Origin of the sequence: Streptomyces prunicolor NBRC 13075 (genome assembly GCF_000367365.1) — a bacterium.
GTDB lineage: Bacteria > Actinomycetota > Actinomycetes > Streptomycetales > Streptomycetaceae > Streptomyces > Streptomyces prunicolor.
This window is the reverse complement of record NZ_BARF01000167.1, coordinates 1-12,095: the sequence shown is the minus strand read 5'-3', so window position 1 is coordinate 12,095 and position 12,095 is coordinate 1. Positions and strand designations below refer to the sequence as shown.

The window sequence follows — 12,095 nt, the reverse complement described above, 5'->3', positions numbered from 1 at the left end:
CTGCGTTTAGGGGTCCTGTAAAAAGCTCTGCTTTCTCAAGCAGGCCTCCTTATTACAGGCGTCCCGCACCCTTGAGGGCCAGATATGCGTCCGCCAGCGCCGGTGCAAGGTCGTCCGGAGTCGCGTCGACGATGGTGACGCCGGCTCGGCTGAGTTTTTCCGCGGTGCGGTCGCGTTCGGTTTGGGCACGTGCCGCGGCCGCTGCCTCGTAGACTGCCTCCGTGTTTCCACGGGCCGTGGCCATCTGGGCGACGTGGGGGTCTGCCACGGATGCCACCAGAACCGTATGGCGCTGGGTGAGTTGGGCGAGGACGGGGATCAGGCCCTCTTCGACGGGGGCTGCGTCGAGACTTGTCAGCAGGACGATCAGGGAGCGGCGGGGGGCTGTGCGGATCGCGGTGGCCGCCAGGCCTCGGGCGTCTGTTTCGACGAGTTCCGGTTCGAGGGTCGCCATCGCGTTGACCAGCGACGGGAGTACGTCGCGTGCCGTGCGGCCCTGGACGAGGGCGCGGACCCGGCGGTCGTAGGCGAGGAGGTCCACGCGGTCGCCGGCGCGGGACGCCAGGGCTGCCAGGAGCAGGGCGGCGTCCATGGAGGCGTCGAGGCGGGGGGCGTCGCCGACGCGGCCCGCCGATGTGCGGCCGGTGTCGAGGACCAGGAGGATGTGGCGGTCGCGTTCGGGGCGCCAGGTGCGTACCGCGACCGTGGTCTGGCGGGCGGTGGCGCGCCAGTCGATGGAGCGGGTGTCGTCGCCGGGGACGTATTCGCGCAGGCTGTCGAACTCCGTGCCCTCGCCGCGGGTCAGCACGCTGGTGCGGCCGTCGAGTTCGCGCAGGCGGGCGAGCTTCGACGGGAGGTGCTTGCGGCTGGTGAACGGGGGCAGGACGCGTACCGCCCAGGGGACCGCGTGGGTGCCCTGGCGGGTGAGGAGGCCTAGGGGGCCGTAGGAACGGATCGTGACGCGGTCTGCGTGGCGGTCGCCGCGGCGGGTGGGGCGTAGGCGGGTGGTGAGGCGGCGGCGTTCGCCGGGTGGGACCGTCAGGCGGTGGCGGGACGCGGCGAATTCTCTGCCGGGGAGCCAGCTGCTGGGGGGCCAGGCGTCGCGGATGCGGGCTCGTAGCGGGCGGCGGGACGGGTTGGTGACCGTGAGGGTGACGTCGGCGGATTCGCCCAGGCGTACGGAGGTGTCGCCCGAGCGGGTAAGGCTCAGGCGGCGTACCGGGGCGGCCAGCGCGAAGTCGCAGGCGCAGGCAACTGCCAGGGGGGCGTTGACGGCCAGGATGCCTGTCCAGCTGGGTTCCCAGATGCCTACGGGGAGGGAGCCCAGGGCTGCGAGGAGGGCGGCGCGTCCGGTGAGGGCCATCAGCGGGGGACCGGGACGTGGGCGAGGATCGCGTTGATGACGGAGTCCGCCGTCACGCCCTCCATCTCGGCCTCGGGGCGCAGTTGTACGCGGTGGCGGAGGGTGGGGAGTGCCAGGGCCTTCACGTCGTCGGGGATGACGTAGTCGCGGCCCGTGAGCCAGGCCCACGCGCGCGAGGTGGCCAGTAGGGCGGTGGCGCCGCGCGGGGACACGCCGAGGGTGAGGGACGGCGATTCGCGGGTGGCGCGGCAGATGTCGACTACGTAGGCGGTGATTTCGGGAGAGATCGTCGTCTTGGCGACGGCCGCGCGGGCTGCTTCGAGGTCGGCCGGGCCGGCTACGGGGCGCAGACCGGCGGCGTGCAGGTCGCGCGGGTTGAAGCCTTCGGAGTGCCGGGTGAGGACGTCGATCTCGTCCTGGCGGGAGGGGAGAGGGATCGTCAGTTTGAGGAGGAAGCGGTCGAGTTGGGCCTCGGGGAGGGGGTACGTGCCCTCGTACTCGACGGGGTTCTGCGTCGCGGCGACCAGGAACGGGTCGGGGAGCGGGCGCGGGGTGCCGTCGACCGTGACCTGGCGTTCCTCCATGGCCTCCAGCAGGGACGACTGGGTCTTCGGAGGGGTGCGGTTGATCTCGTCCGCGAGGAGCAGGTTGGTGAAGACCGGGCCGGGCTGGAAGCGGAACTCGGCGGAGCGCGTGTCGTAGACCAGGGAGCCGGTGACGTCGCTCGGCATCAGGTCCGGGGTGAACTGGATGCGCTTGGTGTCGAGTTCGAGCGCGGATGCGAGGGCGCGGACGAGCAACGTTTTGGCGACTCCAGGGACTCCTTCTAGGAGAACGTGTCCGCGGCAGAGGAGGGCGACGACGAGGCCGGTCACGGCGGGGTCCTGGCCGACCACGGCTTTGGCGATCTCGGCTCGCAGGGATTCGAGGGAGGCCCGGGCGGTGCCCGCGTCCCCCGTGTACCCGGCGTTGTCAGTGGTCGGGTCCATCATGAACGGCGTACCTCTCTTTCGAGGGCGTCGAGTTGGTCGGCAAGTGCGATGAGGGCCGCGTCGTCGCTGGGCGGCGGGCCGAAGAGGAGGGCGTGCAGGGTCTGTCCGTCGCCGTGGAGGTGGGCGGAGAGCGCGGGGAGCAGGGCTTCGGGCGCGTGGGCCTGGGAGACGGGGACGCCTACGAGGGGGGCGAGGCGAGTGCGGGTGGTGGCGCGCAGGGCGTTGGCCGCGCGGTCGCGGGCGTTGGCCTTGCGGTAGAGGCGGGCGCGGCCTTCGACGGTTTCGGAGGCGCGGATCGCCACGGGGAGCTTTTCGGGCACCAGGGGGCCGAGTCGGCGTGCCCGCCACAGGGCGGCCAGGGCTGCTGCGATGAACAGTTGCAGGGTGCCCCAGAGCCAGCCCGAGGGGAGCAGGTCGAAGAAGCTCTGGCTGCCGGAGTCGGTGGCCGAGGTGTCGGACAGCGAGGGGAGGTACCAGACCAGATGGGGGCGCGAGCCGAGGAGTTGAAGGGCGAGCGAGGCGTTGCCCTGCTTGTCGAGACGCTTGTTGAAGAGGATGTCGGGCGAGCCGATGACGACGGTGTCGCCGACCCCGGACGCGTCCGGGAGCCGGAGCAGGGTCGGCATGCCGTCGCTGGGGTAGCACTCGTCGGCGTCGGTGGCGGTGGTCTTGTACCTGTAGTCGCCGGTTTCCGCGTCACCCGCGCGCTGGGCGGCGGGCAGGGAGCAGTCGGGGGAGAGCGCCGAGGTGAGGGCGGGTCCGGGGTCCGCGGTGACCTCGGGGGCGAGCCGGTTCAGGGACGGGGGGCCGGGGGCGACGAGGACCGTACGGCTGCCGGAGTCGGTGAACGCCGCGTGCAGGCCGGACTGTTGACTGTCGGTCAGCAGGTCGGGGACGGCGACCAGGAGGGTGGTGTCCGGGCCGGCCGCGGCGCGGGCCTGGGCCAGGGTGGTGACCACGCGCGTGGACACGCCCCGGTCGCCGAGGAGTTCGGCGACGGCGCGGCTGCCGTAGGGGTCGGCGGAGCGCGGGTCGAGGTCGCCGTGCCGGGCGTCGGAGCGGATCGCGGCGATCGCCACGGCGGCCGCCAGGAGGATCACGAGCGCGAGGAGGATGCCCCGCGCGCGGGTCCACACCTGGCGGGCGGTCGGCGAGGCCGAGGTGGTGGGAAGCGTGGCCTCCGCGGTCATTCGGCGGCCCCCTGGCTGGTCTGGTGGGCCGTGCTGTGGGCGCTGCTCGTGAGGACGGGCCTGGTGCGCTCAAGGTCGCGGTCGAGCTCGGCGATGCGGCGGTACGACTGCTCGCTCGCGCCGCGTCCGCCGTATGTCACGTCGTCGAAGTGGGCTGCGGCGGCGCGGAGTTCGGCCGTGTGCGAGGGCAGTGCGCGGCCGGCTTCGGCGACGGCTTCGTCGGCTGTGCGGCCCGGGCGGGCATCGAGCAGGGCCCGTTCCTCCAGGGCGCGGACGATGGCACGCATGCGTTCCTGCACGGCGGGGTTCCAGTGTCCCTGGGCGGCGTGTGCCTCGGCGGCCGCGCGGTGTTCGGCGGCGCTGCGGGGGCCGTCCTCGAACAGGGCGGCGGCGGAGACGGGTTGGCGGCGTGGGGTGCCGAGGCGCCACCACAGGGCGGCCCCGACCGCGAGGACGGCCAGGATGACGACGACCAGGCCGAGCGTGCCGCCGGGTGCCGCTTCCGATGCGCTGTTGAACAGCTTGTCGATCCAGTTCCAGATGGCGTCCAGGGCCCGCTGCACCAGGCTGGGGTCGTTCTCGTGGTACATCTGCTTGGACAGTTCACGCCGGGCCGCCTCCCGCGCGGGGTCGCGCGGGATCGTCACCGGCGGCTCGTCGCCCGCGAGGAACGACGACCGTACGGCTGAGCCGTGGGCGCGCAACAGTGCCCCTACGGCCGATTCGGCGGCGCGCGGCAGTGCCGCTGGTACCGCTGGTACCGCTGTCAGAACTCCCCCCGCCAGGCTCACCGCATCAGCTCCCGGGGGTGGGGCCGTGGGCGGCGGTGCCGTAGTCCTGGACGCCGGCGGCACGAGCCAGGTCGAGGTCGAGGGCCTCGCGGCGGATGCGCTGGTCGATGTACAGGAGCACGGTGACGCCCGCCGTGATCGGGAACGCGATCATGCGGCCGATCACCGAGCCGAGGCCGCTGATGATGAGGAACGTCCAGCCGAGGTCGCCGGTGCCGTCGACGAGGCCGCTGAGGCCGTCGCCGCTGAACAGTCCGGCGATGAAGGCGAACGGGATGACGAGGATGGACGACAGGATGCTCGCGATGATCTGGGCGAGCAGCTGGATGCCGAAGATCCGCCACCAGGAGCCGCGCACCAGCTTCGCGGAGCGGCTCATCGACTTGATGATGCCCTGCTTCTCCAGCATCAGCGCGGGCGAGGCCAGGGAGAAGCGGATCGCCAGCCAGAGGGTGACGACGCAGCCGACGAGGCCACCGAAGACGGCGAGCGCGATGCCTCCGTCCTGCGAACCCGTGACGGCCACGATGATGCCGGGCACGGTGGGGACGCCGATGAGGACGAGGGCCATGAGGACCAGCAGGCAGATCAGGCCGAACAGCTTGAGCACCTGGGGCCGGGCGTCGCGCCAGGCCTCTCCGGCGGTGACCGGCTTGCCGAGCACGGCACGGCTGGTGACCGCGGTGAGCAGGGCGGTGGCGACGACGGTGCCGATGAGGACGACCAGGTAGACGACGCCGGTGCTGAGGAAGGCCTCGCTCATGGCGCGGGTCACTTCGGAGGCGCTGGCGTTCGGGTCGTCGAGGGCGTTGGTGCTGGAGAGGTCGCTGAAGGCGAAGCCCTGGACGAGGACGACGACGGTCTGCATGACGACCGCGATGGCGAGCGAGACGCCCAGGACCGTGCGCCAGTAGGTGCGCATGGTGGAGACGGCGCCGTCGAGGATCTCGCCCACGCCGAGCGGGCGGAGCGGGATCACACCGGGCTTGGCCGCGGGCGGGGGACCGCCCCAGCCGGTTCCCCAGCCGCCGGGAGCGCCGTTGCCGCCGGGCCCGCCGTAGCCGCCGCCGTATCCCCCAGGGCCTCCGGGACCGGCCGGGCCGGCGGGGTGGCCGCCGCCCCAGCCAGGGCCCGGTGGTGGGGGCGGCGGTGCCTGGCCCTGGCCGGGAGCGCCGGTGGGCGCGGACCACTGGGCGGGTGGCGGCTGCTCCTTGGACCACTGCGGGCCGGGGCCCGACGGGTCTGTGCCCGGCTCGTCCGCGGGGCCGGAGCCCTCGGCGGACGCGCCGGGCTCGGGCCCGTCGGGCGGGGCGGATCCGGGCGAGGCCCAGCCCGGAGTGTCGTTCATCGTCGCTCCTTCACGGTGCCCGTCCGCAGGCGCGGTGGCAGGTTGGCAGCCATCGTGCCATGGGGTGGTCGAGCGGTGACCGGCCGCGGTATGGGCTGCGCACCTTCAATTGTCCGCCGGATCCGGGGCAGACTGACCGCATGGCTGATCAGTACGCGCAATCCGGCGAGGACGGCCGGTCGACCGAGATACCCGCGATTCGTTGGGACGAGCCCCCCGAGGGCCCTGTGCTGGTCCTTCTCGACCAGACGAGACTGCCGGCCGAGGAGGTCGAGCTGGTGTGCACGGACGCGTCCGCGCTGGTGGACGCGATCCGCTCGCTGGCGGTGCGCGGAGCGCCGCTGCTCGGCATCGCGGGGGCGTACGGCGTCGCGCTCGCCGCCGCGCGGGGCTTCGACGTGGACGAGGCCGCGCTCGCGCTGGCGGGCGCCCGGCCCACCGCGGTGAACCTTTCCGTGGGCGTGCGCAGGGCCCAGGCCGCGCACCGCGACGCGGTGGCCAAGGGAGGTGATCCCGAGCAGGCGGCCGGGGCCGCGTTGGCGGCGGCGCGGCGGTTGCACCGGGAGGACGCCGAGGCCAGCGCGCGGATGGCCGCGCACGGGCTGGCCCTGCTGGACGAGCTGCTGCCCGGCGGCGGGCACCGGATTCTGACCCACTGCAACACCGGGGCGCTGGTGTCGGGCGGCGAGGGCACGGCCTTCGCGGTGGCGCTCGCGGCGCACCGGGACGGGCGGCTGAGGCGGCTGTGGGTGGACGAAACGCGTCCGTTGCTGCAAGGTGCTCGCCTGACGGCGTATGAGGCGGCACGCAACGGAATGGCGTACACCTTGCTCACGGACAACGCGGCGGGCTCATTGTTCGCGGCCGGGGAGGTGGACGCGGTACTGATCGGGGCGGACCGGATCGCCGCCGACGGTTCGGTGGCGAACAAGGTGGGGAGCTATCCGCTCGCCGTGCTCGCCCGGTACCACCATGTGCCGTTCATCGTGGTGGCGCCGGTGACGACGATTGATCCGGACACGCCGGACGGGGCGTCCATCGAGGTGGAGCAGCGCCCCGGCTTCGAAGTGACGGAGATCACGTCACCCCAAGTGACGGTCTCGGGAGTGGGAGGCGGGATTCCGGTGGCACCCCTGGGGACCCAGGCGTACAACCCGGCGTTCGACGTGACGCCTCCCGAGCTGGTGACGGCGATCGTCACCGAAGAAGGCGCCGTTTCGCCCGTGACTGCGGGGGCGCTGGCAGAGCTGTGTGACAGGTCACGACAGGTAACGATTTAGTTAATGGGATGATGTCGTTTATGAAGGGACGAGTCCTTGTCGTCGATGACGACACCGCACTGGCCGAGATGCTCGGCATTGTGTTGCGTGGTGAAGGTTTTGAGCCGTCTTTCGTAGCCGACGGCGACAAGGCGCTGGCCGCTTTCCGTGAGAGCAAGCCCGACCTGGTGCTCCTGGACCTGATGCTGCCCGGACGGGACGGTATCGAGGTGTGCCGCCTGATCAGGGCGGAGTCCGGGGTGCCGATCGTGATGCTCACGGCGAAGAGCGACACCGTCGATGTCGTGGTGGGCCTGGAGTCGGGCGCTGACGACTACATCGTGAAGCCGTTCAAGCCGAAGGAGCTGGTCGCCCGGATCCGGGCGCGGCTGCGGAGGTCGGAGGAGCCTGCGCCCGAGCAGCTCGCCATAGGCGATCTGGTCATCGATGTGGCCGGTCACTCCGTGAAGCGGGACGGGCAGTCGATCGCGCTGACGCCGCTGGAGTTCGACCTGCTGGTCGCGCTGGCCCGTAAGCCGTGGCAGGTGTTCACGCGTGAGGTGCTCCTGGAGCAGGTCTGGGGCTACCGGCACGCGGCGGACACCCGGCTGGTGAACGTGCACGTCCAGCGGCTGCGCTCCAAGGTCGAGAAGGACCCGGAGCGGCCGGAGATCGTGGTGACCGTCCGCGGGGTCGGTTACAAGGCGGGACCGAGCTGACATGTCCAGGGACAGTGCCGCTTCGGCGCCCGGGGGGTCCGGGGCCCGCGCGGGGCGGCCTGTCGGCCGGACGGCGGCGGGCTCCCGCTGGGGGCGCCTGTTGGAGGGCGGGCTGCTGCAGGGCGGAGTCCAGGGCAGCCCGGTCCTGCGCCTGTTCATGCGCTGGGTGCGCCGGCCGCTGCTGCCGGTCATGCGGCTGTGGCGGCGCAACATCCAGCTCAAGGTCGTCGTCACGACCCTGCTGATGTCGCTGGGCGTCGTCCTGCTGCTGGGCTTCGTCGTCATCGGGCAGGTGCGCAACGGCCTGCTGGACGCCAAGGTGAAGGCCTCTCAGAGCCAGGCCACGGGCGGCTTCGCCGTGGCCAAGCAGCGGGCCGACGAGGCGGCCAGCGGGACCGCCGACGACGGTTCCGCGACCGGCGGCAACTCCTCCCAGAACGTCATCCAGTGGATGAGCGACCTCGTGTCGTCGCTCTCCAGCGGCGGCCAGGGCGCCTTCGACGTGGTGACACTGCCCGCGGGCATGGACAGCGGCGGCGGACGCAGCCCGCGCGGCTCCGGATACGTCGACCCGTCCGCGAGCGTGCCCGAGGACCTGCGCGCGCGGGTCAACGACCGTACGACCGCTGCCCAGAGCTACACCCGCATCATCTACAGCAACGGCAAGGACTCCCAGCCGGCGCTGGTCGTGGGCAAACAGGTCAACGACCCGAACGGCGATCCGTACCAGCTGTACTACCTCTTCCCGCTCACCCAGGAGGAGAAGTCGCTCAGCCTGGTCAAGGGAACCCTTGCCACGGCCGGGCTTTTCGTCGTCGTACTCCTGGGGGCCATCGCCTGGCTCGTCGTGCGGCAGGTCGTCACGCCGGTGCGGATGGCCGCCGGGATCGCCGAACGGCTGTCCGCCGGGCGCCTCCAGGAGCGGATGAAGGTCACCGGCGAGGACGACATCGCGCGGCTCGGTGAGGCCTTCAACAAGATGGCGCAGAACCTTCAGCTGAAGATCCAGCAGCTGGAGGACCTGTCGCGGATGCAGCGGCGGTTCGTTTCCGACGTGTCGCACGAGCTGCGGACGCCGCTGACGACCGTACGGATGGCGGCCGATGTCATCCACGACGCGCGCGTGGACTTCGATCCGATGACCGCGCGGTCGGCCGAACTGCTCGCCGACCAGCTGGACCGGTTCGAGACGCTGCTCGCGGACCTGCTGGAGATCAGCCGCTTCGACGCGGGCGCGGCGGCCCTGGAGGCCGAGCCGATAGACCTCAGAGAGGTCGTACGACGGGTGCTCAGCGGCGCCGCGCCGCTCGCCGAGCGCAAGGGCACGCAGATACGCGTCGTCGGCGACCAGCAGCCCGTGGTCGCCGAGGCCGATGCCCGGCGGGTGGAGCGGGTGCTGCGCAACCTCGTCGTCAACGCCGTGGAGCACGGCGACGGCAAGGACGTCATAGTCAAGCTCGCCACCGCGGGCGGGGCGGTCGCCATCGCGGTGCGCGACTACGGAGTGGGGCTCAAGCCCGGTGAGGCGACCCGGGTGTTCAGCCGCTTCTGGCGGGCCGACCCGGCACGCGCGCGTACCACCGGCGGTACGGGACTGGGGCTGTCCATCGCCCTGGAGGACGCGCGGCTGCACGGCGGCTGGCTGCAGGCGTGGGGGGAGCCGGGCGGCGGTTCGCAGTTCCGGCTGACGCTGCCGCGGACCGCGGACGAACCGCTACGGGGTTCGCCGATACCCCTGGAGCCCAAGGACTCCCGCCGTAATCGTGGACTTAATGACGCCGGTCTGCCGAGCGGGGGCGGGGACAAGCGCGCGACGGTCCCGGTGCAGCCGATGGGCGACCAGGGGTCGCCGATACCCGCGCGGACCCCGATCGCCCCGAGGATGGGCGCCACGACCGCAACGGCGGACCCGACGGCGCTGCCCGGCAACGGCGCGCGCGTGGTGCCCCGGCCGACCGGCGGCACCCGGCGGCAGGAGGACCGGACGCCCGTGGAGCCGGCCCGGAGCGAGGCCGCGGACAGCACGGACCCGGCCGGCGTACCGGAGGACTCGAACAAGCAGGGGGAGGCATCTCGTGGGCGCTGACCGCGCGGGAGGCGCTCGGCGGAAGCCGGCACGCGCGGCGGCGTACGTCGCGATGGGCGTCGTAGTGCTGGCGGGATGTGCCTCGATGCCCGACAGCGGGGATCTCCGGGGGGTCGAGTCGACGCCCCGACAGGACACCCAGGTGCGGGTTTTCGCGATGCCGCCCCGGGAGGACGCGTCGCAGGGGGAGATCGTGCAGGGCTTCCTGGAGGCGCTGACCAGCGACGACCCGACCTACAAGACGGCGCGCCTGTACCTGTCCGCCAAGGCCGCGCGGGGCTGGCAGCCGGAGCAGTCCACCACGGTGCTCGCCGACGGGCCGAGCACCGATGCCGTCCGCCCTCCGGTCGGCCAGGAGGACACCGGCACCTTCACGTACACACTCACCGGTGACCGGGTCGCCACGGTGGACTCGCAGCAGGCGTACGCGCCGGCGGACGGGAAGTACAGCAAGGCCGTACACCTGACGAAGGACGCGAAGAGCGGCCAGTGGCGCATCGATGAGCTGCCGCAGGGCGTCGTCATGGGTGAGTCGGACTTTCAGCGCAACTACATGTCGGTCAACAAGTACTACTTCGCGTCGAACACGTCGGCCGCTACGAACCCGCAGCCGATCGCCGTCGCCGACCCCGTGTTCGTACGGCGGCGGGTGGACCCCATGACGCAGATGGTGCGGTCGCTCCTCAACGGGCCCACCAGTTGGCTCGGGCCCGTGGTCCGGTCGAGCTTCCCCACCGGGACGGCGTTGCGGAAGGGCGTCACCTCGTTGACGCCCGACGACACGAACAAGCTGACGGTCCCGTTGAACCAGAAGGCCTCGCGGGTGGGACTGGCCCGGTGCAACGAGATGGCGACGCAGATCCTCTACACGCTCCAGACCATGACGCCCACAGTGGACGAGGTCGAGCTGCAGGCCGCCAACGGCGCGCAGTTGTGCCTCTACAAGGAGAGCAGCGCGGACACTGTCGGGGCACACGGCGCCGTCAACCGTCCCGAGTACCTGTACTTCCTCGACGACAAGCACCGCGTGGTGCGGATCGCCGGCGGCAGCCGCGGCACGCAGGCCGAGCCGGTGCCGGGCGCGCTGGGCGAGGGCGTCAAGCAACTGCGGTCCGTGGCCGTGTCGCGCGACGAGGAGACCGGGGCCGGGGTCAGTCTCGACGGGAAGTCGCTCTACGTCGGGTCGCTGGTGTCCGGCGCCTCGCTCGGGGACCCCGTGCTGACCAGCCAGGGCAAGACGGAGGCCGACCGGCTGACAGCGCCCAGCTGGGACGCGCAGGGCGACCTCTGGGTGGCCGACCAGGACCCGAAGAAGCCCCGGCTGCTCCTGTTGCAGGAGGGCGCGGGAGAGCCGATCGCGGTGGAGACGCCGGGGCTGGATGGCCGTGTCGAGTCCGTACGGGTGGCCGCCGACGGGGTGCGGATCGCGCTCGTCGTCGAGAAGAACGGCAAGCGGTCCCTGCTCATCGGGCGGATCCAGCGGAGCGGGGCGGCGGGGGAGACGCCGGTGGTCTCGGTGCTCGAACTGCGCTCCGCCACCCCGGACTTGGAGGAGATCACGGCCATGTCGTGGGCCGGGGACAGCCGCCTCGTGGTGGTGGGGCGTGAGCAGCAGGGCGTGCTCCAGATGCGCTACGTCCAGGTCGACGGCTCCACGCCGGAGGGCCCGGCGCCCGCGGCCCTGACCGGGGTGAAGGAGATCGCCGCGTCCGAGAACGACAAGCTGCCGCTGGTGGCCTACTCGGAGGACGGGATCGTGCGGCTGCCCAACGGGGCGCAGTGGCAGAAGGTGGTCAAGACGGGGTCGGCGCCGGTTTATCCGGGGTGACGTGTCGGGGTTTTGAGGTGGCGGACTGAAAGCGGCCGTCTCCGGTCGGGCTGAGGCTCGGTGGAGGCGGCCGTTTCGTGTGTGTTCCGGGGTGGCCTTGCACTCGTGTGGGTGACGGCTGTCGGCGGGTGCGTGGAGTTGTCCACAGGCCGTTGTCCACAGGGGTGGCCGGTCGGCGAGGGCGTTGGCACAGTGGTGGGCATGCGGGGGTGGTGGCGTGACCTCACGGATCTGGTGCTGCCGGCCGAGTGCGGAGGCTGCGGGAGGCCTCGCACGGTGCTCTGCCCGGAGTGCCGTGCCGTCCTGACCGGGGCCGTACCGAGCCGGGTACGACCGATGCCCGAGCCGGCCGGGCTCCCGGCGACGTACGCGGCGGCTCCTTACGCGGACGAGGTGCGCGCGGCACTCCTCGCCCACAAGGAACGAGGCGCACTGGCCCTCGCGGGGCCGCTGGGCGCGGCTCTGGCGGGCGCTGTGCGGGTGGGGCTTCGGGAGTGCGGGGTGGGGGTTTACGGGGCT

At 72.1% G+C, this 12,095-nt stretch carries 9 protein-coding genes and 1 pseudogene; 5 read left to right on the top strand and 5 right to left on the bottom strand.

Annotated elements, in window-relative coordinates:
- Positions 1-52 precede the first annotated feature (52 nt).
- Genes SPR02S_RS54220 through SPR02S_RS54200 form a run of 5 tightly spaced genes read right to left on the bottom strand, consistent with a single transcriptional unit; the run spans position 53 to position 5,684 of the window.
- Positions 53-1,363 carry a DUF58 domain-containing protein gene (locus SPR02S_RS54220; protein WP_019065411.1) on the bottom strand — a complete coding sequence of 437 codons (1,311 nt, stop codon included), beginning with the start codon at positions 1,361-1,363 and terminating at the stop codon, positions 53-55.
- Positions 1,363-2,352, bottom strand: a complete 990-nt coding sequence (locus tag SPR02S_RS54215; RefSeq protein WP_019065410.1) for an AAA family ATPase — start codon at positions 2,350-2,352, stop codon at positions 1,363-1,365. The genes SPR02S_RS54220 and SPR02S_RS54215 overlap by 1 nt, the downstream gene beginning before the upstream one ends.
- Complete coding sequence (locus SPR02S_RS54210; RefSeq protein WP_019065409.1) at positions 2,352-3,545, bottom strand: DUF4350 domain-containing protein; 1,194 nt, start codon at positions 3,543-3,545, stop codon at positions 2,352-2,354. The genes SPR02S_RS54215 and SPR02S_RS54210 overlap by 1 nt, the downstream gene beginning before the upstream one ends.
- Positions 3,542-4,336 carry a DUF4129 domain-containing protein gene (locus SPR02S_RS54205; RefSeq protein ID WP_078623312.1) on the bottom strand — a complete coding sequence of 265 codons (795 nt, stop codon included), beginning with the start codon at positions 4,334-4,336 and terminating at the stop codon, positions 3,542-3,544. Before SPR02S_RS54205 ends, SPR02S_RS54210 begins: the two co-directional genes overlap by 4 nt.
- 4 nt (positions 4,337-4,340) lie before the next feature.
- The gene (locus SPR02S_RS54200) at positions 4,341-5,684 is read right to left on the bottom strand and encodes a DUF7544 domain-containing protein (RefSeq protein ID WP_019065407.1); all 1,344 of its coding nucleotides are present in this window, start codon (positions 5,682-5,684) and stop codon (positions 4,341-4,343) included.
- Positions 5,685-5,824: 140 nt separating this feature from the next.
- Here SPR02S_RS54200 and mtnA point away from each other — a divergent pair, with 140 nt between their 5' ends.
- The 5 genes and pseudogenes from mtnA to SPR02S_RS58655 all read left to right on the top strand — a co-directional run.
- Entirely contained in the window at positions 5,825-6,964 is a 1,140-nt protein-coding gene (gene mtnA / locus SPR02S_RS54195) for an S-methyl-5-thioribose-1-phosphate isomerase (RefSeq protein ID WP_019065406.1), read from the top strand.
- Between the two features lie 8 nt (positions 6,965-6,972).
- Positions 6,973-7,662, top strand: a complete 690-nt coding sequence (gene mtrA / locus SPR02S_RS54190; protein WP_187284748.1) for a two-component system response regulator MtrA — start codon at positions 6,973-6,975, stop codon at positions 7,660-7,662.
- A 1-nt stretch (position 7,663) separates the two neighbouring features.
- Positions 7,664-9,748: an MtrAB system histidine kinase MtrB gene (gene mtrB / locus SPR02S_RS54185; RefSeq protein WP_026151749.1), complete on the top strand. Its 2,085-nt coding sequence runs from the start codon at positions 7,664-7,666 to the stop codon at positions 9,746-9,748.
- Positions 9,738-11,576, top strand: coding sequence for an LpqB family beta-propeller domain-containing protein (locus tag SPR02S_RS54180; RefSeq protein WP_019065404.1), 1,839 nt, complete (start codon positions 9,738-9,740; stop codon positions 11,574-11,576). The genes mtrB and SPR02S_RS54180 overlap by 11 nt, the downstream gene beginning before the upstream one ends.
- Positions 11,577-11,777: 201 nt before the next feature.
- Positions 11,778-12,095 (top strand): annotated as a pseudogene (locus tag SPR02S_RS58655) (ComF family protein); the annotation flags it as partial.

What these genes read in the sequence shown, in the direction of transcription:
- SPR02S_RS54220 (WP_019065411.1), bottom strand. Translation starts at nt 1,363, where the DNA reads ATGGCCCTCACCGGACGCGCCGCCCTCCTCGCAGCCCTGGGCTCCCTC.
- SPR02S_RS54215 (WP_019065410.1), bottom strand. Translation starts at nt 2,352, where the DNA reads ATGGACCCGACCACTGACAACGCCGGGTACACGGGGGACGCGGGCACC.
- SPR02S_RS54210 (WP_019065409.1), bottom strand. Translation starts at nt 3,545, where the DNA reads ATGACCGCGGAGGCCACGCTTCCCACCACCTCGGCCTCGCCGACCGCC.
- SPR02S_RS54200 (WP_019065407.1), bottom strand. Translation starts at nt 5,684, where the DNA reads ATGAACGACACTCCGGGCTGGGCCTCGCCCGGATCCGCCCCGCCCGAC.
- mtnA (WP_019065406.1), top strand. Translation starts at nt 5,825, where the DNA reads ATGGCTGATCAGTACGCGCAATCCGGCGAGGACGGCCGGTCGACCGAG.
- mtrA (WP_187284748.1), top strand. Translation starts at nt 6,973, where the DNA reads ATGATGTCGTTTATGAAGGGACGAGTCCTTGTCGTCGATGACGACACC.
- mtrB (WP_026151749.1), top strand. Translation starts at nt 7,664, where the DNA reads ATGTCCAGGGACAGTGCCGCTTCGGCGCCCGGGGGGTCCGGGGCCCGC.